Below are 21,630 nucleotides of genomic sequence, written 5' to 3' on the forward strand. Positions count from 1 at the left end.
ACAAGAATGGGAGGAGACATCATGGACATCACGAGCGGCCGAAACCAGGGCCAGGACCAGAATCAAGCGATGAACGACGATCCACTATGGTACAAGGATGCAGTTATCTATCAGCTGCATATCAAGTCGTTCTACGACGCCAATGGCGACGGTATCGGCGACTTTCAGGGGCTGCACGAGAAGCTGGATCACGTTGCCTCGCTCGGCGCCAACACGATCTGGCTGCTGCCGTTCTTTCCATCGCCGCGTCGTGACGATGGATACGATATTGCCGACTATACCAGCGTCAGCCCGGACTATGGCACGGTGGACGAATTCAAGGCCTTCGTGGATGCCGCCCATGCGCGCAATCTGCGGGTCATCATTGAGCTCGTCATCAACCACACATCCGACCAGCATCCATGGTTCGAGCGCGCGCGCCACGCACCTCCCGGTTCGCCGGAGCGGGATTTCTATGTGTGGTCGGATACGGACCAGAAATTCCCGGAAACCCGGATCATCTTTCTCGATACGGAAAAGTCGAACTGGACCTGGGATCCGGTTGCCGGCGCCTATTACTGGCACCGCTTCTATTCGCACCAGCCCGACCTTAACTTCGACAACCCAGCCGTTCTCGAAGAGCTGTTCGAAGTCATGCGTTTCTGGGCCGATACGGGCATCGACGGTTTCCGCCTCGACGCCATCCCGTATCTGATCGAGCGCGAAGGCACGATCAACGAGAACCTGCCGGAAACCCACGACATCCTGAAGAAGATCCGCGCGGCGCTCGACAGCACCCATCCCGGCAAGATGCTGCTGGCGGAAGCCAACCAGTGGCCGGAAGATACGCGCGAATATTTCGGCGATGGCGACGAGTGCAACATGGCGTTCCACTTTCCGCTGATGCCGCGCATGTATATGGCGATCGCCAAGGAAGACCGCTTCCCGATCACCGATATCATGCGCCAGACGCCTGAAATCCCGGACAATTGCCAGTGGGCGATCTTCCTGCGCAACCACGACGAGCTGACGCTCGAGATGGTGACCGACGAAGAGCGCGATTACCTCTGGAACATCTATGCCGCCGACCGGCGCGCCCGCATCAATCTCGGCATTCGTCGCCGTCTTGCGCCGCTGATGGAGCGCGACCGCCGCAGGATCGAGCTGATGAACGGTCTGCTGCTTTCCATGCCCGGAACTCCCGTCATCTACTACGGTGACGAGATCGGCATGGGCGACAACATCTATCTGGGCGACCGCGACGGCGTTCGCACGCCGATGCAGTGGTCTCCGGACCGCAATGGCGGTTTCTCCAAGGCCGATCCGGCGCGCCTCGTGCTGCCGCCGGTCATGGATCCTCAGTACGGCTATGAGGCGGTGAATGTCGAAGCGCAGGGCGCCGACGCACATTCGCTGCTGAACTGGATGCGCCGGATGCTTGCGCTGCGCAACAAGCATGCCGCATTCGGCCGCGGCACGCAGCGTTTCCTGACGCCCGGGAACCGCAAGATCCTTGCCTATCTTCGCGAATACGAGGGTGAGACGATCCTGTGCGTCGCCAACCTTTCACGCCTGCCGCAGGCGGTGGAACTGGATTTGTCGCAGTTTGCCGGCTGGGTGCCGATCGAGATGTCCGGCATGTCGCCGTTCCCGCCGATCGGTCAGCTGACCTATCTGCTGACGCTGCCGCCCTACGGCTTCTTCTGGTTCCAGCTGGTGGAAACTTCCGACGGCCCCGTCTGGCGCAAGGAGCCACCGGAGCAGATGCAGGACATGGTGACCATGGTCGTTCGCCGTGACCTGCAGGAGCTCGGCGAAGACTCGCCGCTGTCGCAGATGTTTGCCAAGGATATCCTGCCGCCATACCTCTCGAAACGCCGCTGGTTCGGCTCCAAGGGCTCGATCCTCAATTCGGCGCGGCTTGCCAACGTGACGCCGATCGCATTTGCCAACAACATCCTGCTCGGCGAGCTAGAGGTCGATGTTGCCGGCAAGTTGGATACCTATCTCCTGCCGCTCGCCATCGCCTGGGATGAAGCCCAGCCTTCGGCGCTTGCCCAGCAGCTGGCGCTTGCGCGCATCCGTCAGGGTCGCCGTGTCGGCTTCCTGACCGACGGCTTTGCGATGGAAGGGCTGGCGCGCGGCGTGATCCGCGGACTGTCCGAACGGGCCGTGATCTCGGGCGTTTCAGGCGCCCTTGAATTCGTCGGCACCGACACTCTCGACCAGCTCAACTTCAACGACGACATGCCTGTGACCTGGCTTTCGGCCGAACAGTCGAACAGCTCGCTGATCATCGGTGATCTCGCCATGGTAAAGCTGATCCGTCACATCTTCCCGGGTATCCACCCGGAAGTGGAGATGACGCGTTATCTCACCAATGTCGGCTACCAGAATACGGGACAGCTGCTCGGCGAAGTCGCCCGCACCTCGCCGGAGGGCAACCGCTACACGATGATCATCGTGCAGCGCGCGATCCGCAATCAGGGCGATGCCTGGAACTGGATGCTCGGCAACCTGCGCCGCGCAATCGACGAGATTGTGGTGACCGGGCTCGAGGGCGAAGGGATCGACGAGCACTTCAAGCCGCTCGTCAATCTTTCGGCCACCATCGGAACACGGCTTGGTGAGCTGCATGTCGCACTGGCCCAGCCGACCGATGACGAGGCATTCAGCCCGATCTGGGCTGGCGACGCCGATATCTCGAGATGGCGCGCGGGCGTAACGGCTCAGATCGACCAGAGCCTGACCATGCTCGAACTGAACAGCGAGGGACTGGAAGGTCGCGCCGCAGAAGACGCACGAATGATCCTCAGCCGTCGCGAAGACCTGTTCGGCCTTGTCGAGACGCTGTCCGGCTTTGCCATTTCGACGCTGATGACCCGTACCCACGGGGACTTCCACCTGGGCCAGATCCTGGTGGCAGAGGGCGACGCCTATATCATCGACTTCGAGGGCGAACCCGCCCGCGATCTCGAGGAACGTCGTGCGAAGTCAAACCCGCTGCGCGACGTGGCTGGCCTCCTGCGGTCGCTCAGCTATCTCGCAGCCTCGGCCGATCTCGATCGGGAGGTCGTCAGCGAAGTGGACGACGCCCGTCATCCGGAGCTCGTCAGCCGCTTCATCGACAAGGCGGAACCGGCATTCCTGCAGGCCTATTTCGATGCTGTGGAAAAGTCCGACTCGCTCAACATCCCGCACGAGAAGCGGTCGAAAATACTCGACCTCTTCCTGCTGGAAAAAGCCGCCTACGAGATCGCCTACGAAGTGCGCAGCCGGCCGAAGTGGCTGCCCCTGCCGCTCGCAGGTTTTGCGACCATCGCGGCGCGACTTCTCGACACCGACAGCAATTCCACCCCTGATGCACCCAAGGGAGAGACAGAGTGATGCGATACGAGCGCACGGACCTCATCATCGGAACCGTTGAGGAGGGCCTCCAGGCCCTCGTCGACGGCCGTCATGGCGATCCCTTTTCCATTCTCGGCCGCCATCAGTACGGCGACCTCACCGTGGTGCGGGTGCTGCTTCCCGGGGCGCTTTCGGTTGAGGTCGTCGAGCGCGATACGGCCAAGGTCGTCGCGGAGCTGGACAGCATCCACCCCGGCGGTCTGTTTGCCGGCGTGACCAATTCGACTGCGCCCTATTTCCTGCGCATCGAATGGCCTGAAGCAATCCAGGAAACTGAGGATTCCTATTCCTTTGCGCCACTGCTGGGCGATCTCGATCTGCACCTGATCGGCCAGGGCACCCATTACGATCTCGGCCGGACGCTCGGCGCGATCCCGATGGAAGTGGATGGAGTTGCCGGCGTGCGTTTCGCCGTCTGGGCACCGAACGCCACCCGTCTCTCGGTCGTGGGCGACTTCAACGCCTGGGACGGCCGCCGCCATCCGATGCGGCTGCGGCCGCAGGCTGGCGTCTGGGAACTGTTCGTGCCTCGCCTGACCCATGGCGAGCGCTACAAGTTCGAAATCCTCGACGCTCACGGCAATATGCTGGCGCAGAAGGCTGACCCGATCGCGCGGGCATCGGAAGCAGCACCTTCGACTGCCTCCGTTATCGCCTCGTCCAAGCCGTTCCGCTGGACCGATGGCGACTGGATGGCGGCGCAGGCCAAGGACCGTGCGCGCGAAGGCGCGATGTCCGTCTATGAGGTGCATCTCGGTTCATGGGTTCGGATTGCCGAGGAAGGCAACCGGACGCTCGACTGGGTGGAACTCAGCCAGCGCCTGGTGCCCTACGTCAAGAAGCTGGGCTTTACCCATATCGAAATGCTGCCGATCATGGAGCATCCGTTTGGCGGATCCTGGGGCTACCAGCCGCTTGGCCTGTTTGCGCCGACCGGACGCTACGGCACGCCTGAAGACTTCGCCTATTTCATCGATCGCTGCCATGCGGCCGGGATCGGCGTCATCCTCGACTGGGTGCCAGCGCATTTCCCGACCGACGTCTGGGGTCTGGCGCAGTTCGACGGCACGGCGCTCTATGAGCATGCCGATCCGCGCGAAGGGTTCCACAAGGACTGGAACACTCTGATCTACAATCTCGGTCGCAACGAGGTGAAAGGCTTCCTGATCGCGTCAGCGCTGGAATGGCTTGACCATTTCCATATCGATGCGCTCCGCGTCGATGCGGTGGCCTCCATGCTCTACCGCGATTACAGCCGCGAGCAGGGCGAATGGATCCCCAACAAGTATGGCGGACGTGAAAACCTTGAATCCGTTGAATTCTTCAAGCACCTGAACAGCATCATCCATGAACGGTGCCCGCATGCCTTTACGGTGGCCGAGGAATCGACCGCCTGGCCGGGTGTGACCGAAAGCGTCGAGCACGGCGGACTGGGCTTCGACTTCAAGTGGAACATGGGCTGGATGCACGACACGCTCCACTACATGGAGGAAGATCCGGTCTATCGAAAATACCAGCATGGAAGCCTGACCTTCGGCATGGTCTATGCCTATTCCGAACGCTTCATGCTGCCGCTGTCCCATGACGAAGTGGTGCACGGCAAGGGCTCACTTTTTGGCAAGATGCCGGGCGACCACTGGCAGAAGATGGCCAATCTCCGCGCCTATTACGGTTTCATGTGGGGCCATCCCGGCAAGAAGCTGATGTTCATGGGTGGCGAAGTCGCTCAGGTGACCGAGTGGAACCACGACGCGTCCGTTGTCTGGGATCTGCTGGACAGCCCTAATCATGCGGGCATGCAGCGCTTGATCGCCGATCTCAATGCGCTCTACTCGGCCGAGCCGGCGCTTCAGTATGGCGATTTCCATCCTGAAGGCTTCGAATGGGCCGTGTCCGACGATGCGGAAAACTCCGTCACCGCGATGCTGCGCCTGTCGCAGGACCGGCAGTCGGCAATCATCGTCGCTTCCAACATGACGCCTGTGCCGCGGCATGGCTACCGGATCGGCGTGCCGTTCGAGGGGCGCTGGGAAGTGGTGCTGAATACCGATGCTGCGATCTACGGCGGCACCAATTTCGGCCAGACGGAAGCCTGGACGGAAAACCAGTCGGCGCATGGCAAGGCAGCGTCCGTCGCTCTCGACATCCCGCCGCTGGCGACGGTGTATCTGCGGTGGCGGGGTTAAGTCCCCGGCATCGCCCGGATTGAGCGCTTCCGAGAGATGAAACGGCTGACGGGACCTAGTCCCGCCAGCCGTCTCGATAGACGAGCTTGTCCACGCCGGCAAACCGCCCCACCCGCTGCAGCTCGGCATCGAGCTTGGCCAGCCTGCCTGCGGATGCCCGAACACCCTTTTCCAGCCACAGCCGCCTGACATCAAGCACACCCGTTTTGCGCTCCGCCTTCATGTCGATGCGACCGATCATGCGGTCGCCTTCCAGAAGCGGAAAGACGTAATAGCCGTATTGCCGCTTCGGCTCGGGCACAAAGACCTCTATGCGGTAGAAGAAATCGAACAGCCGCACCGCCCGGTCACGGTTGCGCAGTAGCGGATCGAACGGGCTGAGCACCCTCACCCGTGCCGGCGGTTCTGGAATATCGCCGAGGTTTTGGGGAAAGCCTGAGAACGCGAGGGAAGCGCGCGGGCGGCTGTCGTCGGCGGTTTCGATCAGGACTTCGACGAGTTCATCGCGATGGGCTTTCACCCAGTCCCTCGCCTCTTCCGGCGTGACGATATCCCAGAAGGCAGCGAGTTCTCCCGATGTGGCAAAGCCAAGCTTTTCCATCGCGCTGCGGCAGGCCCAGTCGATGAAGTCCTCGTGGCTGACATCCGGTTCGTGATGGTGGGCGGCAATAACGCGCTCGGTCAGATCGTAGATCTTCTGGAAATTCACCCGGCCTGCAATCGAAAGCTTGCCGGTGTGCCAGTAATATTCGAGCGCCGTCTTGTTCGGGTGCCAGTTCCACCAGCCGCCGGACTTGTGATCCTCCATCTTCATGTCGCGCGACATGATCGCGCCGTTTTCCGAAATGTGCCGGAACGTGTCCTCGAAGGCGGAATCGAAACTCTCGCCATGCCATTTGCGCCAGCGCTCGGCGAGGATCGGTTCGCGGCGGCGGAAGCGGTGCTTCCAGTAGCGGAACAGACGCGCCGGAATGATCGAGGCGTCGTGGGTCCAGTGTTCGAACAGCTCGCCGTCTTTTTCCAAGAGCGACGTCAGGTGTTCGCGCCGATAGGTCTGGTTGCGCGAAAACAGGATCATGTGATGGGCGCGCTCTACGGTGGCGATACTATCCACCTGGACGAAGCCCAGATCATCGATCAGTTGCAGAAGACCGGCCTTGTTGAGCGCACGGGTCGGCGGTGCAGAAAGCTGCTGCCGTTCGATGAAAATCCATCTTGCGCGGGCATTGTTGATCAGAATCGCCATGGCAACGAGACTAGGGCGACAGTGGACCGGATGCAATGTTCACTTTTCATTCCGCCTTCCCGCTCTGCTCCCGCCGCGATATAGACCGTTCCAGCAACCGAGGACCGGCATTGGACATCCATTTCGACAAGGCCGAAGCCCGCTTCGACGGGCGTGTCACGCTGCATCCGCTCACGGTGCGGCTGACCGAGCGCCGCATCGGCGTGATCGGCCTCAACGGCTCCGGCAAGACGACGTTTGCACGGATGATCAACGGACTTGTCTCTCCCTCGAGCGGCAATGTCGTCGTCAACGGCTTCGATACGAAGGCCGACACCGACCGCGCCCGCGCGCAGGTTGGTTTCATCTTCCAGAACCCGCAGAACCAGATCATCCTGCCGATCCTGAAGGAAGACATCGCGCTCGGCCTCACGCCCCGCAAGCTTTCGAAAGCCGAGATCGAGGCCCGAACGACGGCGATCCTCAAGCGCTTCGGCATCGGACATCTTGCCGACCGTCGCTCGCACGAGCTTTCCGGCGGCGAATTGCAGCTTGCGGCCTTTGCCTCGGTTCTGGTGACGGAACCGGACATTTTGATCATGGACGAGCCGACCAACCAGCTGGACCTGAAGAACCGCAACCTGGTGGCCCGCACGATCAGCGAGCTCACCGAAAACGTCATAGTGCTCACCCACGATCTCGATCTCATCGCGGGCTTCGAGCGGGTTCTGTTGTTTGACAACGGCCGGCTTGCCGGCGACGGAAACGCTGCCGAGATCATCGCCCGTTACCGCGAGCTTGCCGCATGAAGACGCTTTACGTGGACGGCAGCGGCTTTCTGCACCGGCTTTCGGCCCGGGCGAAGCTTGTGCTGCTGGCTGCCGCAAGCCTTGCTCTGTTCCTCATCCAGTCGCCGTTAGTACTTGGCGTCGGTGCGGTCGCCAGCTGCCTGCTTTTCGCTTCGCTGCGAATCGGATGGCGGCAAACATGGCTGCGGCTGCGGGTTCTTTTCCTCACCATCGCAGCCGTTGCGCTGTTCACGCTGGTTTTCAACAGCCCTGTCGAGGCCGTCAGCGTGTTTTTCCGGCTCTCGGCGCTGGCGCTTCTTGCGTCCGCGGTGACGGCCACGACTACTACCGGCGATTTTATTACGGAAGTGACATTTGCGGCTTTGCCGCTTGAAAAGCTCGGGCTTGTAAAAGCTGCGGATATCGGCCTGTCGATCGGCCTTGTCCTTCGCTTCATTCCGGAAATCCTGCTGCGCCACCGGGCCATCCGCGACGCCCATATCGCGCGAGGGTTGCGCCCTCGAACCCTCTCCATCATCGTCCCGCTGATCATCCTCACATTGAAGAATGCCGACGAGATTGCCAGCGCAATTGACGCCCGGGCAATCCGTGCGCAGAAGTGATACAGATTCAGTCGTCAAGGAATAGCTATTTGCCTACTCGTGATCTCGTTCTGGCCGCCCTGTTTGCCGCTATCATCATCGTGCTGGGACTGGTGCCGCCGGTCATGCTCGGTTTCATTCCCGTCCCCATCACGGCGCAATCGCTCGGCGTGATGCTGGCCGGCGTCGTGCTCGGCGCCAAGCGCGGCACGATCGCGGTCCTCCTGGTCCTGGTACTTGCAGCGATCGGTCTGCCGGTTCTGTCCGGCGGCCGCGGCGGCCTTGCCGTCTTCATGGCGCCGACGACCGGTTATCTGATCGGCTGGGTGTTTGCCGCGATGGTAACCGGATATCTGTCGCAGATCATGGTGGGTCGCGACCAGGCGGGGCTGGTGCAGGGCGTGAACTTCTTTATCGCAGCCCTGATGGGCGGCGTGATCGTGCTTTACGGGATCGGCATCACCTATCTGGCGCTGATCACCGGCATGGGCTTCGTCAAAGCGTTTCTCGGCTCGCTCGCTTTCATTCCGGGCGACGTCCTGAAGGCTGTGATTGCGGCGCTCGCCGGTCGGGCCGTGATGGCAGGCTATCCGCTGCTGCCGCAGCGCGCGTAAGCAGTCAGTCGAGGAACTGATACAGCCAGTCGCGCAGGTCTTCGGGCAGCGCGGCCGGCGTCCGGGTTTCCGGATCGCATGCGGACCAGACGATTTCGGCTTCGGCCACCTCATCGCTGCCGCGCGTGAAGCGGACGATAAAGCCTGCGGACTTGCCGCCGATCTTGCTCACTCCGACATGGGTATGGATGAGATCGCCGAGCTTCAGCGGCATATGATAGGTGCAGGAGATCTTGCCGACCGCGAAGAACGGGTCATCCGTTGCCGGCTTGCGGCGGTGCCAGAATTCCGTGACCGCCTGTTCCGCAAGGCCGATATAGGCAGCGCGAAACATTTCGCCGTTAAGATCCACATCGCGATAGGCAACGCGAAAATCATGGGTCTTGCCGATATCCTTCGCCATTCCTGCCCGCACTCCAAAAAACGCCTAATGCGCCTACTTCACGGCAAATCCAGTGAAGAGCAAGGGGTATGCGCTTGAAAACATCGCCGTTCTGCGCCATGTCCGAGCTCAACATACCTCACGAGGCCGCCCAATGACCACGCGCCTTTACGAAAACTCCATATTTCTCGAGCATGCGACGCCGGAAGGCCATCCTGAACGGGCAGACCGGCTGCGTACGCTCAACATCGCGCTCGAACACCCCAATTTCGACAAGCTCGACCGCAAACAGGCACCACAGGCCAACGAAGACACGGTGCTTCTGGCGCATCCGGAAGAACACCTGCGCTGGGTGATGCGCAAGATCCCCGAGGAAGACACGATCCTGCAGATCGAGGCCGATACGCAAGTGGGGCCGAAAAGTTTCCAGGCGGCACTGACCGGCATCGGCGGCGCGATCGCGGCCGTCGACGACGTGATGACCGGCAAGGTGGACAACGCATTCGTTGCCTCGCGTCCGCCGGGACATCACGCGGAAAAGACCAAGGCGATGGGCTTTTGCCTGTTCAACAACATCGCCATCGCCGCCCGCCATGCGCAGCAGACCTATGGCGTCGAACGTGTCGCGATCGTCGACTGGGACGTGCATCACGGCAACGGCACGCAGGACATCTTCTGGGACGATCCGTCCGTTTTGTTTTGCTCGACGCACCAGATGCCGCTTTATCCCGGCACAGGCGCCAGAGACGAGACGGGCACGAAGAACACGATCGTCAACGCGCCGCTTTCGGCCAATGACGGCAGCGACCATTTTCGCGATGCCTTCAAGAGCCGCGTCCTGCCGGCGCTCGAAAACTTCCGCCCGGATCTTGTGCTGATCTCGGCAGGCTTCGATGCGCATCACCGCGATCCGCTGGCGCAGATCAATCTGGTCGGCGACGATTTCGACTGGGCGACCGGCCGGTTGATGGAAATTGCGGGGAAATACGCCGGCAACCGGGTCGTCAGCCTGCTCGAGGGTGGCTATGATCTGGAAGGGCTGGCGGAATCGGCCGGCCTGCATATCTGCAGACTGATGAGAGGATGAAGGACATGACCGAAGCCCCAGGCGAGCCGAACGCTCCGATCGACGTCACTGGTTATTCCTTCGAAAAGGCCGTTGCCGAGCTGGAAAGCATCGTAGCGCGGTTGGAACGCGGCGACGTGGCGCTTGACGAATCCATCGCCATCTACGAGCGCGGCGAAGCGCTGAAGAAGCATTGCGAAAAGCTGCTCAACGCTGCCGAAAGCCGGATCGAAAAGATCCGCCTCGACCGCAGCGGCAAGCCGCAGGGCGTGGAGCCGCTCGACGGCGAGTGAGGCCTTCACTCGCATGAAGCCCTGAGTTGCATCTCGACTGAAATCCCGACCTGCGCTATAGTCTCCCCATGGACAAGGACCAGGTCATCGCCAAGCTTCGGGAGCACGAGGCCGAACTGCGCGCCGCAGGCGCGGAGCGGATGTCGATCTTCGGCTCGGTGGCGCGTGGCGAGGCGACGGACGAGTCAGATCTTGATGTTCTGGTGACGTTTTCAGAGCCGGTCATACAGTCTGGCTGGGGGTATTTTACGGCCGTCGAAGAGCTACGTGCCCTGATCGTTGGCATTACTGGTGTAAGGAGCGTTGACATAGTTCCCGAACCGTTGCGCCGGAAACGTTTTAGCCGGAGCGTGGAGAGGGATAGGGCGATTGCCTACTAAGCGTCCTCTGATCCGTTTCCGAGACATTGTCGAGAACGGTCAATCCATTCTCGAATATACACACGGTATGGATTTCGACGCGTACTCTGTCAGCAAGATTACACGGGATGCGTCTGAGCATGTCTAGCACGAATTTCCGAAGCCTCTTGGAAGCTTGGTTCGACGGCAGAAGAAATCTTTCCAAGCCACAACTGGGGCGCCATCAGGGGTTTTGGAAACATGCTCGGGCATGAATACGATGATATTCTTGATGAAACCACTTGGGCAATTGTCACCCGGCACCTCCCGCCCCTCCTTTCCGACCTCGAAACCTTCCTCGCGCGCTACCCCGAAGATCAGGAAACGCTGTAGGAAGGCCGACGTCATTCTTCCGGGCATCGATCCCATCCGGATGATGCATCTGCCTGCGATGCGGTCGAAACGCTGATCATGCCTTGGTCCTCCGACATCGTACCTGATGACGACCAGGAGTTCGTGCCGTTGGCGACACCCTCCCTTCCCCGAGTCCCTCCCCTTGCCCGTCAGCTGAAATCGATTAAAACCGCGGCAAGGTTGTCTCCGTGGACAACTTGAAAAAGCCGGTTTCATCCTCATGTTGGGGTGATAGTTGCTTTTGAGAACAAAAGAAGAGAAAGCCAGCCTCTGTGACACCCCTGCCCGAGACGCCGCTGCTCGACACCGTCAAGCTTCCCGCCGACCTTCGCAAGATCGATGACCGCGACCTGCCGAAGCTTGCCCGCGAACTGCGAGACGAGATGATCGACGCCGTCTCCAGGACCGGCGGACATCTGGGTGCCGGCCTCGGCGTCACGGAACTGACGATCGCCATCCACAAGGTGTTCAATACGCCTGACGATCGGCTGATCTTCGATGTGGGCCACCAGTGCTACCCGCACAAGATCCTCACCGGTCGCCGCGACCGCATCCGCACGCTGCGCCAGGAAGACGGTCTTTCGGGCTTCACGCGCCGGGCGGAAAGCGAATACGATCCGTTCGGTGCAGCCCATTCCTCGACCTCGATTTCGGCCGGCCTCGGCATGGCAGTGGGTTCGGATCTCGCCGGTTCGAAGCGCAATGTGATTGCCGTGATCGGTGATGGCGCGATGTCGGCCGGCATGGCCTATGAGGCGATGAACAATGCCGGTGCGCTCGACGCGCGGCTGATCGTCATCCTCAACGACAACGACATGTCGATCGCCCCGCCGACCGGCGCCATGAGCGCCTATCTCGCTCGCCTTGCTTCCGGCCGCACCTATATGGGCATGCGCGAAGTGGGCAAGAAGCTGACCGGCTATCTCGGCAAGAACATCGACCGGGCGATCACCCGTGCGGTCGAACACGCCCGCGGTTATGTGACCGGCGGCACTATGTTCGAGGAGATGGGTTTCTATCATATCGGCCCGATCGACGGTCATTCGTTCGAGCATCTTCTGCCGGTGCTGCGCAATGTGCGCGACAATGCCAAGGGCCCGGTTCTGATCCATGTCGTCACGCAAAAGGGCAAGGGTTATCCGCCCGCCGAAGCTGCGGCCGACAAGTATCACGGCGTCAACAAGTTCGACGTCATCACCGGCGCGCAGGCCAAGGCCAAGCCAAATGCGCCGTCCTATACCAGCGTGTTCGGCGACGCCCTCGTTCAGGAAGCCGGCTTCGACGACAAGATCGTCGGCGTGACTGCCGCGATGCCGAACGGTACGGGGCTGGACAAGCTGCAGCTTGCCTTCCCCAACCGCACATTCGATGTGGGCATTGCCGAACAGCATGCCGTTACCTTTGCGGCAGGCCTTGCGACGGAAGGCTTCAAGCCGTTCTGCGCGCTCTATTCCACCTTCCTGCAGCGCGGTTACGACCAGGTTGTCCACGACGTGGCGATCCAGGGTCTGCCGGTGCGCTTCCCGATCGACCGCGCCGGTTTCGTCGGTGCTGACGGGCCGACCCATGCCGGTTCGTTCGACACGACCTTCCTCGCCACGCTTCCCGGAATGGTCGTGATGGCCGCAAGCGACGAGGCTGAGCTGAAGCATATGGTGCGCACCGCCGCAGCCTATGACGAAGGCCCGATCTCGTTCCGCTATCCGCGCGGCGAAGGCGTCGGCATCGAGCTGCCGGAACGCGGCCAGATCCTGGAAATCGGCAAGGGCCGCGTCGTCAAGCAGGGTTCGAAAGTGGCGCTTCTGTCGTTCGGCACGCGCCTCAAGGACTGTCTGCTGGCGTCGGAAGATCTCGATGCCGCCGGTCTGTCGACAACGGTGGCCGATGCCAGGTTTGCCAAGCCTTTGGACCATGACCTGATCCGCCAGCTTGCCCGCCATCACGAAGTTCTTGTCACCATCGAAGAAGGCGCCGTCGGCGGCTTTGGCAGTCATGTGCTGCAATTCCTCAGCACCGAAGGCCTGCTCGATCACGGTGTGAAGGTTCGCTCGCTGGTGCTGCCCGATGTGTGGATGGAACAGGCAAGCCCCGACGTGATGTACGCCAAAGCCGGCCTCGACCGCGCCGGCATCGTCAAGACGGTGTTCAATGCGCTGGGCAAGACCCAGGTTGGTGTTGGCGCTGCGGGGTAAAGGCCTAAGCCTCGCTCTCATTGCCCGTCCGTCTCGTGACTTAGATGTCGTGCTAGCACTCGGCAGGGCGAGATGAAGACGTTCGTCCGGGCGAGTTTGTTCGCTACTCCCCCGCCGTCAGAAACAGCACGTGCAGTTCCTTCTCCGGCGTGAAATCCTCGGCGGTCATCTCGAAGGTTATCGGGTCGGTTTTCTTGATGTTGGCGGCGCAGAGGCTGACGTAATCCTTGGGGTTGCCCTTGTCGATTGTCAGGCGGAATTTGTCGATGGGGCCGGACCAGTTGGCGCCGGTGGTCAGCACATAGGACAGCCATTGCTCGGCATAATGCGGGCCGCCCTTGGTGGCTGCGACTTGAAGCTTTGCGGCTGTCTTCATGAAGCTGTCGTCGATGCAGTAGCGTTCGACGTAGCGGGCGTGCTCATAGGCCGGCTTGCCGTTTTCGATGAAGGTCATGGCCACCGTGCCGCCGACGCTCGGTTTGTAGCGGTGGCTGACCTTGACCGGCTTTTGCGCGGGGAACGTCGTCTTCCACCAATAGGCGGAGCGGAGCGTCCATGCCGGCGTGATGTCCTCCTGCCAGCCTTTTCCGGCATCGTAGCGATCTATCCGGACCAAGCCCTTGGCAAGAAAGTCGGCCTTGACGTCATCGGGCAGGGTCTTGAGGGCCTCGGTGGTTCTGTCGCTATAGGGCAGAAGCGGTACCTTGTGGGCGACGAGGTCTTCGGTGCGGTCAATGCCGGTGGCAATGATGCGTTGCTGGAGCTGCGGCTTGATCTCGCGGCCGTCCTGCAGGACCGTGAAGCCGAGGAAGTTGTCGGCTTCCGGGTCGCCATAGGCTATGTCGCTCTGGGCGCCGCCAGTTATGTCCGGCATCGGGAAGGCGATGACGCTTTCGACATCCTTTTCGGTGTCGTTCCTGAAGATGTAGTCGACCCGGACTTCCTGACGCGAGAGCTGAAGGTGCTCTTCAGCCATGGTGATATCGGAGGTCTGGACATAGACGAGGCCGCCGGTCGTCAGTTCCGCCGTCGTATCATTGGCGAAAAGTGGCGGTGCGGCCACAAGCAGGCCGGCCATCAGCGTGGCCCCGAAGGCAATTGTCCAGCGTCTCATCCATTCCCCTCCCGGTTGGCGCGGCAACAATAGGCAGAAGAAGCGAACTATAAAAGGCCGGCGGAGGCTTGTCCGGCAGGTCGAAACGCGTTTTTGTCTTGCGTGCGGGGCTCGCCCGCGTCATGGGAAGGCATGTCAGACATTCAACAAAGACTTGACCAGCTTCTGGTCACCCTCAACCTCGTCGACAGCCGCTCGCGCGCGCGCGACGCGATTGCCCGCGGCACCGTCAAGGTCGACGGTCGCATCATTACCAAGTCCGGACAGATCGTGTCCTCGACAGCGCAGATCGAGATGGACGATCCCGCGAGCGCCTATGTGTCGCGCGCGGCGCTGAAGCTGGTTGCCGCACTCGATCACTTCAAGCTCGATCCGACCGGTTGCGAATGTCTCGATGTGGGCGCCTCGACAGGCGGCTTTACCGAAATCCTGCTCGCCCGCGGCGCAGCACATGTGACGGCACTCGATGTCGGCCATGCGCAGATGCATCCGCGGATTGCCGATGATCCACGCGTCAGCAATATCGAGGGGGTCAACGCCCGCTATCTCGAGGCTGACGATATCGACGACCGGCCGATCGATTTCGTCGTTTCGGACGTGTCCTTCATCTCAATCAAGCTGGCCCTGCCGCCGGCGCTGGAACTGGCGCTGCCGGGCAGCTATTGCGCGCTGCTGGTCAAGCCGCAGTTCGAGGCCGGCCGCGACGCGATCGGCAAGCGGGGCCTCCTGAAGGAACCGGACACGGCACCGGCGGTGGCGGCTGAGCTGGAACGCTGGCTGGTGGAAGACATGGGCTGGGAAAGCCTTGGCCTGATCCCCTCGCCGATTGCCGGCGGTGATGGCAACGAGGAGTTTCTCCTGGCAGGACGGAAGCCGGAATGAGCACGGTTCACGTCACCATCAACCGTCTTGGCGCACAGGGCGACGGTGTCGCCAACGGCGAGGACGGGCCGGTCTATGTTCCCTATGCTCTTCCGGGCGAAACGCTGGCGATCGCCCGCAATGGCGACCACGGCACGGTCATGTCGACGGGCAACCTTTCGCCGGACCGGATCGAACCGGTCTGTCGCCACTTCGGACCCGATGGCGATGCCTGTGGCGGCTGTTCGCTGCAGCATCTCGCCAAGGCGCCGTATAATGACTTCAAGCGCCAGCTCGTCATCGACGCGCTGAAATCCAAGGGCCTGACGCCCGACGTCAAGGAGACGGTCGAGTGTCATCCGGGCGAACGGCGGCGCACGGTGTTTTCCGCGCGGAAGACGGAGAAGGAGCTTCTGCTGGGCTACAACCGGGCAGAAACGAACCATATCATCTCCATCGTCGAATGTCCGATCGCCGCGCCCGGCATCGTGGCGCGGCTTGATGCGATCCGCGCGATCGGCATGGCGCTGGCAACCGGCTCGGAGACGTTCCGCATCTCGGTGCTGGAAAGCCTCTCCGGTCTCGATATCGCGGCCGAGGGGTTGAAGCCGCTCTCGGACAAGCAGCGCCGCAAGGTGACCGAGACGGTTCTGGCGCTGAAGGGCATCGCCCGTGTTTCGGCCAATGGCGAAATCGTGCTGGAGCCGCAAAAGCCGGTGATCGATTTCGGTGGCGTCAAAGTTTCTCCTCCGCCCGGTAGCTTCACGCAGGCGACGAAAGAGGCAGAGGAAGCCATGGCGACGCTGGTGCATGGCCATATGGGCAAGGCCAAGCGGGTGCTGGACCTGTTTGCCGGCTCGGGCACATTTGCGCTGCGACTGGCGAGAACGGCACGCGTGCACGCGGTGGAAAGCGACGACAAGGCACTGAAGGCGCTGGACCATGCGGCCCGCAACAGCCAGGGGCTGAAGCCCGTCAGCATCGAGAAGCGCGATCTCTTCCGCCGGCCGCTGATCCCGATGGACCTGAAGCACTTCGATGCCGTCGTCTTCGACCCGCCGCGGGCGGGTGCCGAAGTGCAGGTCAAGGAACTGGCGCGGTCGAACATCAAGACGATTGCTGCGGTCAGCTGCAATCCGCTGACACTGGCGCGGGATCTGAGGATCCTTGTCGATGCCGGGTACCGGATCGTCTCCGTGACCCCGGTTGACCAGTTTCTCTGGTCGCCGCATGTCGAGGCCGTCGCGCTGCTCAGCAAAGTTTGACGCTAGTCTTGACAGAACGCAATTCGGTTGTGCAACCTTGGTTTACAACCTAGCCATAGAGGCGTAGCTTTCCCGTGTCGCATCCAAGGCGGCAAATGACTTGCCGCCAGTGCGATCTCCAAGGGGGGAAAGCATGGCACAGATCGCAATGCATGGGCATGGCGTGCGCGGCATGAAGCCGGAAACGCTGCATTCTTTCGACGGCATCGGTGATCCCGGGAAATTCGGGATCATGTTTCCCAATCTCTTACCGTTTTCGGCAAGCGACGATGCGCTTGCCGCCCTGGCCAAGTCTATGGCGGATAAACTGCTCGACGACGGCAACCCGGAACCGGGCAAGGACAACCCGAACATTCCGGCCGGCTACACCTATCTTGGCCAGTTCATCGACCATGATATTACGCTCGACACGACGCCACTCGACCAGCAGCATGCCGACCCGAAGGCGACCACCAACTTCCGGACACCGGCGCTCGATCTCGATTCTCTCTACGGCGATGGGCCGGGTATCCATCCCTATCTTTACCAACGCGACGTCGAAACGCTGCAAACTTCCGGCAAACTGTTGATCGGACGGGCAGCGGCGTCATCGGATCAGCAAGGCGCTGCGATCCCCGATCTTCCCAACGACCTTCCGCGCAACCAGGAGGGCCACGCGCTCATCTTCGACGAACGCAACGATGAGAACCTGCTGGTGGCACAGACGCATCTGCTGATGCTGAAGTTTCACAACAAGGTGTTCGACAAGGTCGCATCGGAAAGGCCTGACCTCAAGGGTACCGCGCTCTTCAAAGAGGCTCGGCGGATCGTCACCTGGCACTACCAGTGGATTGTGCTGTTCGATTTCGTGGAACGTCTGACCGAGCCTGGCTTGATCCAGAAGATCAAGAAGGAGGGTCGGCGGTTCTACCGGTTCAAGCAGCGGCCCTATATGCCCGCCGAATTCGGCGCCGCGTGCTACCGGCTCGGCCATTCGATGGTGCGGGAAAGCTATAGCCACAACCGGGTGTTCAACCCTACAGCCGATAGTCTTGCGAACGCGACGCTCGACCTTCTGTTCCTGTTCACCGGAAAGTCCGGGAACATTACCGGCGAGCTCGCCAACGACCCGGGCGTCGGGTTTGCCGCGCTCCCGTCGAACTGGGTGGTCGACTGGCGGCGGTTCTACGATCTGGATACGCCCGAAGGCGAGAAGGAGACCAATTTCGCCATCAACCACAGCCGGCGACTGGACCCTTTCATCACACCCGCCCTGCACACCCTGCCCGGCGGACCTGGTGATGGCTCGGTTGCATCGCGGGAATTCGACCTTGCCTTCCGCAACCTGCGTCGCGGCGTACAGATCGGACTTCCCTCCGGGCAAGCAATCTGTCGCGCCATGGGTCTTCAGCCACTGACGCCCGAGCAGATTGCCACGGGTCCGGACGGCAAGGCGGCCAAGCAGCACAAGATGCTCGAGGAAACACCTCTGTGGTATTACGTTCTCAAGGAAGCGGAGGTCTTCAACAAGGGAAGACGGCTCGGGCCGATGGCATCCACCATCATCGCCGAGACATTCCTCGGCATGGTGCATGGCGACCACGAGTCGTTCCTGTGGCTGCGCTCCGACTGGAAACCGGAACTGCCGAGCGACACGCCCGGCCACTTTACGATGGCCGATCTCGTCAAGTTCGTCGGTGACGTCAATCCTCTCGGTGCGGCTGTGCCGCAACCCGCAGAAGAGAAGGTCGACGGCTGACGGGTGGAGGACATGCTCTAGTCGTCGAGGTCGAGCCTGCCGGTGCCTGTGACGCCGGAGCAGCGGCAGGTACCGCCGACCCGGCCTTCATCGGCCCGGCAGACATAGGGACGGTCGCGGTCGTCGCTCTGGCGCGGCTGCACCACGCAGACATAGCGCTGACGGCGTCGGTCGCGCCGGTCCGTCTGCTCGGAAAGACTTTGCTGGCTCTGTATCAGGGTGATCGGCGCGTTCGCTGTATTGGCGGACGCGGCAAATGCCGGGCCAGCATCGGCGGGCAGGCAGGAGAGGCCAAGAGTTGCAAGAGAAAGCAGGCCGGTCAGGGCTGTACGCATGATGTCCTCCTCGTTTGAGGAGTATCTAGCCACGCTTGCCTTGTGAATGAAGGCGCAGCGCGGCGTAGATGGAACTTTGATGCAACTCAGCGTTAACGCCGCATGAAGGCCTCGAAAGCGGCGCGAGCTTCGGCGCTTTTCAGCCGGGCAGAGAAATGCGTCAGTTCCTCGTCCATCCGGGCGAGCACGTCGTCGCGGGGGCCGCGCACCAGATCGCGGGCGATTTTTAAGGCCTGCGGTGGTTTTGCCGAAAGTTTAGCGGCGAGAGCCAGCGTTTCCGCCTCGACGGCCTGCGGCTCGACCACCTTCCACACAAGGCCGGCCTCGTGGGCGGCATCGGCAGAGAACCCCTCGCCGGCAACCAGCATTGCAAAGGCGCGCTGGTGGCCCATAACCCTTGGCGCCAGAAGGCTGGAGGCTGCTTCCGGCACAAGCGCCAGATCGACGAAGGGTGTCTTGAACAGGCTGCGGGACGAGGCGATCGTCAGGTCGCAGTGGAGGTTGAGCGTGGTGCCGATGCCGATCGCCAGGCCATCGACGCCTGAAACCATCGGCTTTTGCGCGAGCGCCAGCGCCCGGATGAAGAGGGCTGCGGCCGGTGGTTCGTCCGTGCCTGAGACCGCGTGGGCCAGAAAATCCGCCATGTCGTTGCCGGCGGAAAAGCAGCCTTCGGTGCCGAGAAAGGCGACCGCGCGGATCGTGTCGTCGGTATTGGCATCTGCGAGCGCCGCCGTCATGCGGTGATACATGGACGAGGTGATCGCGTTCTTCTTTTCCGGCCGGTTGAATCGGATCGTGAGCACGCCCTCGTAGTCGGCGGGGCGTTCGATCAGGACATGGCTATTTGCTGTTGGGGTCGCGTCGCTCACGGCATTCCTCCTCAGGCAAGCACGATGCGTGCAGCTTCCAGGCTCTCGGCACCGGCGATGACGCGGTCCTTCAAGGCTGCGGTCTCCGACAGCATGTTTTCGGCCGCAAACCTGCAGAGCGACACGCGCTTCTCACCCGATCCGTCTTCCGATGCGACGAGCGCGCCCTTGGCGAGATAGGCACCGGTCAGGACGAGGCCGAACAGACGCTGGTAGGGCGTCGCGCCCGCAAGGGCTTCCGCCACGCGGCCTGAGGCCTGCGCCTCCAGCAGCCAGTCGGCCGACGCCTGGAGATCGTCGATCGATGCGGTCAGCCGTTCAGCAGTGCTGCCGAAGCGGGGGGCATTGAGGCTTTCGACTCTCTGCGCGATGTCGCGCAGCTCACCGATGAAGGTCCGCACCTGCGCGCCCTTGGAAAGCGGCAGTTTGCGCAGCACGAGATCGATCGCCTGGATGCCGTTGGTGCCCTCGTAGATCGGGGCGATGCGGGCGTCGCGGAGATAGCGCGCGGCACCGGTTTCCTCGATATAGCCCATGCCGCCATGCACCTGGATGCCGAGCGAGGCGACGTCGACGCCGCAATCGGTGGCGAAGGATTTGGCGATCGGCGTCAGGAGTGCGGCACGCTCGACCCAATGGGTGGCCTGATCGCCTTCGAGGTGATGCGACATGTCGATCGCGTGGGCGCAGGCAAAGCAGATGGCGCGCGACCCTTGCGTCAACGCCTTCATCGTCAGCAGGGTGCGGATGATATCGGGGTGCTGAATGATCGGGCTCATCTGCGGACCAGTCGACCCGGGCGCCCTGCCCTGGGTTCGATCGGACGCGTAGGCGACCGCCTTCTGGGTCGCAGCTTCCGCGATCGCGACACCCTGCATGCCGACGGCGAGACGTGCGTTGTTCATCATCGTGAACATGCAGGCGAGGCCCTGGTTTTCTTCCCCGATGAGATAGCCGATCGCGCCGGTGCCATCGCCGAACTTGCCGTCGCCATAGATCATCGTGCAGGTGGGCGAACCGTGGATACCGAGCTTGTGCTCGATCGAATGACAGATCACGTCGTTGCGCTCACCGAGCGAGCCATCCTCGCCGACCAGGAACTTCGGCACCAGAAACAGTGAAATGCCGCGGGTGCCGGCAGGCGCATCGGGGAGACGTGCGAGGACAAGGTGGATGATATTGTCGGCGGCGTCGTGTTCGCCCCAGGTGATATAGATCTTCTGCCCGAACACACGGTAGCTGCCATCGGCCTGACGTTCGGCGCGGCTCTTCAGCGCGCCGACATCGGAACCCGCATGCGGCTCCGTCAGGTTCATCGTGCCGGTCCATTCGCCCGAAACCATCTTTTCCAGATAGATAGCTTTCAGATCGTCGCTGCCATGGGCAACCAGCGCCTCGATCGCACCCATCGTGAGGGTCGGCGCGAGCGCGAAGGCCATCGAGGCGGAATTCCACATTTCCAGCGTCGCGACGTTGAGCATATGCGGCAGCGCCTGACCGCCGAACGCTTCCGGCGCCGTCAGGCCGTTCCAGCCGCCTTCGCGCCACTGCCGATAAAGTTGCGGCCAGCCATCCGGCGTCTTCACCACGCCGTCCTCAAGCCGCGCGCCCTGGCGATCGCCGATATCGCCCAGCGGCGACATTTCGTCGCTGGCAAAACGGCCGGCTTCTGCCAGGATGGCATCGACGAGATCGGGGGAGAGGTCGCCGAACCGGCCGATCTCCAGCGCGTCGGCAAGACCCGCCACATGGTTCAAGGTGAAGGCAATCTCCTCCACGGGTGCCTTGTACATGTCGCTTCTCCCAAATTGACAATTCTTCCGGTCGATGACGCAGGTGCGATCACCGAACTCCCACTGGCTTTTTACGTAAACGTAAACGAGGTTGTCAATCGATCCATCGCGGTTCCGCGGCAGGATACGAGAAAATCCCCGTTGCAACAGGTGTCACACATAGCGCCT

General features: G+C 61.8%; 19 protein-coding genes. 13 read left to right on the forward strand and 6 right to left on the reverse strand.

Annotated elements, in window-relative coordinates:
- The first annotated feature begins 21 nt into the window (after positions 1-21).
- Positions 22-3,366 (forward strand): maltose alpha-D-glucosyltransferase, encoded by a 3,345-nt coding sequence (treS, locus tag IFT59_RS12055; protein ID WP_192086934.1) that lies wholly within the window; start codon positions 22-24, stop codon positions 3,364-3,366.
- Positions 3,366-5,573, forward strand: a complete 2,208-nt coding sequence (gene glgB, locus IFT59_RS12060) for a 1,4-alpha-glucan branching protein GlgB (protein WP_192087165.1) — start codon at positions 3,366-3,368, stop codon at positions 5,571-5,573. Before treS ends, glgB begins: the two co-directional genes overlap by 1 nt.
- 55 nt (positions 5,574-5,628) lie before the next feature.
- Here the strand turns inward: glgB and IFT59_RS12065 are convergent, their stop codons facing one another.
- Positions 5,629-6,819: a winged helix-turn-helix domain-containing protein gene (locus IFT59_RS12065; RefSeq protein WP_192086935.1), complete on the reverse strand. Its 1,191-nt coding sequence runs from the start codon at positions 6,817-6,819 to the stop codon at positions 5,629-5,631.
- 110 nt (positions 6,820-6,929) lie between these two features.
- On the opposite strand from IFT59_RS12065, the gene IFT59_RS12070 reads away from it, so the two are divergent.
- From IFT59_RS12070 to IFT59_RS12080, 3 genes are read left to right on the forward strand one after another with little or no spacing between them, the layout of a single operon-like run.
- On the forward strand, positions 6,930-7,607 hold the full coding sequence (locus tag IFT59_RS12070) for an energy-coupling factor ABC transporter ATP-binding protein (RefSeq protein ID WP_249407584.1): 678 nt from the start codon (positions 6,930-6,932) through the stop codon (positions 7,605-7,607).
- Positions 7,604-8,209 carry a CbiQ family ECF transporter T component gene (locus IFT59_RS12075; protein WP_192086937.1) on the forward strand — a complete coding sequence of 202 codons (606 nt, stop codon included), beginning with the start codon at positions 7,604-7,606 and terminating at the stop codon, positions 8,207-8,209. Before IFT59_RS12070 ends, IFT59_RS12075 begins: the two co-directional genes overlap by 4 nt.
- Positions 8,210-8,238: 29 nt before the next feature.
- The gene (locus IFT59_RS12080; protein ID WP_062453649.1) at positions 8,239-8,802 is read left to right on the forward strand and encodes a biotin transporter BioY; all 564 of its coding nucleotides are present in this window, start codon (positions 8,239-8,241) and stop codon (positions 8,800-8,802) included.
- Between the two features lie 4 nt (positions 8,803-8,806).
- Here the strand turns inward: IFT59_RS12080 and IFT59_RS12085 are convergent, their stop codons facing one another.
- Positions 8,807-9,205 carry an acyl-CoA thioesterase gene (locus IFT59_RS12085; protein ID WP_192086938.1) on the reverse strand — a complete coding sequence of 133 codons (399 nt, stop codon included), beginning with the start codon at positions 9,203-9,205 and terminating at the stop codon, positions 8,807-8,809.
- Between the two features lie 133 nt (positions 9,206-9,338).
- Here IFT59_RS12085 and IFT59_RS12090 point away from each other — a divergent pair, with 133 nt between their 5' ends.
- From IFT59_RS12090 to dxs, 5 genes are all read left to right on the forward strand, one after another.
- On the forward strand, positions 9,339-10,271 hold the full coding sequence (locus tag IFT59_RS12090; protein ID WP_192086939.1) for a histone deacetylase family protein: 933 nt from the start codon (positions 9,339-9,341) through the stop codon (positions 10,269-10,271).
- 5 nt (positions 10,272-10,276) lie between these two features.
- Entirely contained in the window at positions 10,277-10,543 is a 267-nt protein-coding gene (locus IFT59_RS12095; RefSeq protein WP_062454826.1) for an exodeoxyribonuclease VII small subunit, read from the forward strand.
- 68 nt (positions 10,544-10,611) lie between these two features.
- Positions 10,612-10,923 (forward strand): nucleotidyltransferase family protein, encoded by a 312-nt coding sequence (locus IFT59_RS12100; protein WP_113166771.1) that lies wholly within the window; start codon positions 10,612-10,614, stop codon positions 10,921-10,923.
- 219 nt (positions 10,924-11,142) lie between these two features.
- Positions 11,143-11,274 carry a hypothetical protein gene (locus tag IFT59_RS23425; RefSeq protein WP_192086940.1) on the forward strand — a complete coding sequence of 44 codons (132 nt, stop codon included), beginning with the start codon at positions 11,143-11,145 and terminating at the stop codon, positions 11,272-11,274.
- A gap of 293 nt (positions 11,275-11,567) precedes the next feature.
- Positions 11,568-13,487, forward strand: coding sequence for a 1-deoxy-D-xylulose-5-phosphate synthase (gene dxs, locus IFT59_RS12110; RefSeq protein WP_062453654.1), 1,920 nt, complete (start codon positions 11,568-11,570; stop codon positions 13,485-13,487).
- 103 nt (positions 13,488-13,590) lie between these two features.
- Here the strand turns inward: dxs and IFT59_RS12115 are convergent, their stop codons facing one another.
- Positions 13,591-14,601: a DUF4424 domain-containing protein gene (locus IFT59_RS12115; RefSeq protein ID WP_192086941.1), complete on the reverse strand. Its 1,011-nt coding sequence runs from the start codon at positions 14,599-14,601 to the stop codon at positions 13,591-13,593.
- A gap of 132 nt (positions 14,602-14,733) precedes the next feature.
- On the opposite strand from IFT59_RS12115, the gene IFT59_RS12120 reads away from it, so the two are divergent.
- The 3 genes from IFT59_RS12120 to IFT59_RS12130 all read left to right on the forward strand — a co-directional run bounded on the left by IFT59_RS12120 (position 14,734) and on the right by IFT59_RS12130 (position 18,465).
- Positions 14,734-15,483, forward strand: coding sequence for a TlyA family RNA methyltransferase (locus IFT59_RS12120; protein WP_174195742.1), 750 nt, complete (start codon positions 14,734-14,736; stop codon positions 15,481-15,483).
- A complete protein-coding gene (locus IFT59_RS12125) occupies positions 15,480-16,727 on the forward strand; it encodes a class I SAM-dependent RNA methyltransferase (protein WP_092661441.1) in 1,248 nt (415 codons plus the stop codon). The genes IFT59_RS12120 and IFT59_RS12125 overlap by 4 nt, the downstream gene beginning before the upstream one ends.
- Positions 16,728-16,860: 133 nt before the next feature.
- Positions 16,861-18,465, forward strand: a complete 1,605-nt coding sequence (locus IFT59_RS12130; protein WP_174195741.1) for a peroxidase family protein — start codon at positions 16,861-16,863, stop codon at positions 18,463-18,465.
- Positions 18,466-18,482: 17 nt separating this feature from the next.
- Here the strand turns inward: IFT59_RS12130 and IFT59_RS12135 are convergent, their stop codons facing one another.
- The 3 genes from IFT59_RS12135 to IFT59_RS12145 form a co-directional block, all read right to left on the reverse strand.
- On the reverse strand, positions 18,483-18,800 hold the full coding sequence (locus IFT59_RS12135; RefSeq protein ID WP_192086942.1) for a hypothetical protein: 318 nt from the start codon (positions 18,798-18,800) through the stop codon (positions 18,483-18,485).
- A gap of 92 nt (positions 18,801-18,892) precedes the next feature.
- Entirely contained in the window at positions 18,893-19,669 is a 777-nt protein-coding gene (locus IFT59_RS12140) for a crotonase/enoyl-CoA hydratase family protein (RefSeq protein ID WP_192086943.1), read from the reverse strand.
- Between the two features lie 11 nt (positions 19,670-19,680).
- Positions 19,681-21,462, reverse strand: coding sequence for an acyl-CoA dehydrogenase (locus IFT59_RS12145; RefSeq protein WP_192086944.1), 1,782 nt, complete (start codon positions 21,460-21,462; stop codon positions 19,681-19,683).
- Between the last annotated feature and the right edge of the window lie 168 nt (positions 21,463-21,630).

The sequence above is a fragment of the Rhizobium sp. CFBP 8752 genome (assembly GCF_014842035.1).
Classification (GTDB): domain Bacteria; phylum Pseudomonadota; class Alphaproteobacteria; order Rhizobiales; family Rhizobiaceae; genus Neorhizobium; species Neorhizobium soli.

Excerpts from the sequence above, each read along its gene's own strand:
- treS (WP_192086934.1), top strand. The coding sequence starts at position 22 with ATGGACATCACGAGCGGCCGAAACCAGGGCCAGGACCAGAATCAAGCG.
- glgB (WP_192087165.1), top strand. The coding sequence starts at position 3,366 with ATGCGATACGAGCGCACGGACCTCATCATCGGAACCGTTGAGGAGGGC.
- IFT59_RS12065 (WP_192086935.1), bottom strand. The coding sequence starts at position 6,819 with ATGGCGATTCTGATCAACAATGCCCGCGCAAGATGGATTTTCATCGAA.
- IFT59_RS12075 (WP_192086937.1), top strand. The coding sequence starts at position 7,604 with ATGAAGACGCTTTACGTGGACGGCAGCGGCTTTCTGCACCGGCTTTCG.
- IFT59_RS12085 (WP_192086938.1), bottom strand. The coding sequence starts at position 9,205 with ATGGCGAAGGATATCGGCAAGACCCATGATTTTCGCGTTGCCTATCGC.
- IFT59_RS12090 (WP_192086939.1), top strand. The coding sequence starts at position 9,339 with ATGACCACGCGCCTTTACGAAAACTCCATATTTCTCGAGCATGCGACG.
- IFT59_RS12095 (WP_062454826.1), top strand. The coding sequence starts at position 10,277 with ATGACCGAAGCCCCAGGCGAGCCGAACGCTCCGATCGACGTCACTGGT.
- IFT59_RS12100 (WP_113166771.1), top strand. The coding sequence starts at position 10,612 with ATGGACAAGGACCAGGTCATCGCCAAGCTTCGGGAGCACGAGGCCGAA.
- IFT59_RS23425 (WP_192086940.1), top strand. The coding sequence starts at position 11,143 with ATGCTCGGGCATGAATACGATGATATTCTTGATGAAACCACTTGGGCA.
- IFT59_RS12115 (WP_192086941.1), bottom strand. The coding sequence starts at position 14,601 with ATGAGACGCTGGACAATTGCCTTCGGGGCCACGCTGATGGCCGGCCTG.
- IFT59_RS12120 (WP_174195742.1), top strand. The coding sequence starts at position 14,734 with ATGTCAGACATTCAACAAAGACTTGACCAGCTTCTGGTCACCCTCAAC.
- IFT59_RS12125 (WP_092661441.1), top strand. The coding sequence starts at position 15,480 with ATGAGCACGGTTCACGTCACCATCAACCGTCTTGGCGCACAGGGCGAC.
- IFT59_RS12130 (WP_174195741.1), top strand. The coding sequence starts at position 16,861 with ATGGCACAGATCGCAATGCATGGGCATGGCGTGCGCGGCATGAAGCCG.
- IFT59_RS12135 (WP_192086942.1), bottom strand. The coding sequence starts at position 18,800 with ATGCGTACAGCCCTGACCGGCCTGCTTTCTCTTGCAACTCTTGGCCTC.
- IFT59_RS12145 (WP_192086944.1), bottom strand. The coding sequence starts at position 21,462 with ATGTACAAGGCACCCGTGGAGGAGATTGCCTTCACCTTGAACCATGTG.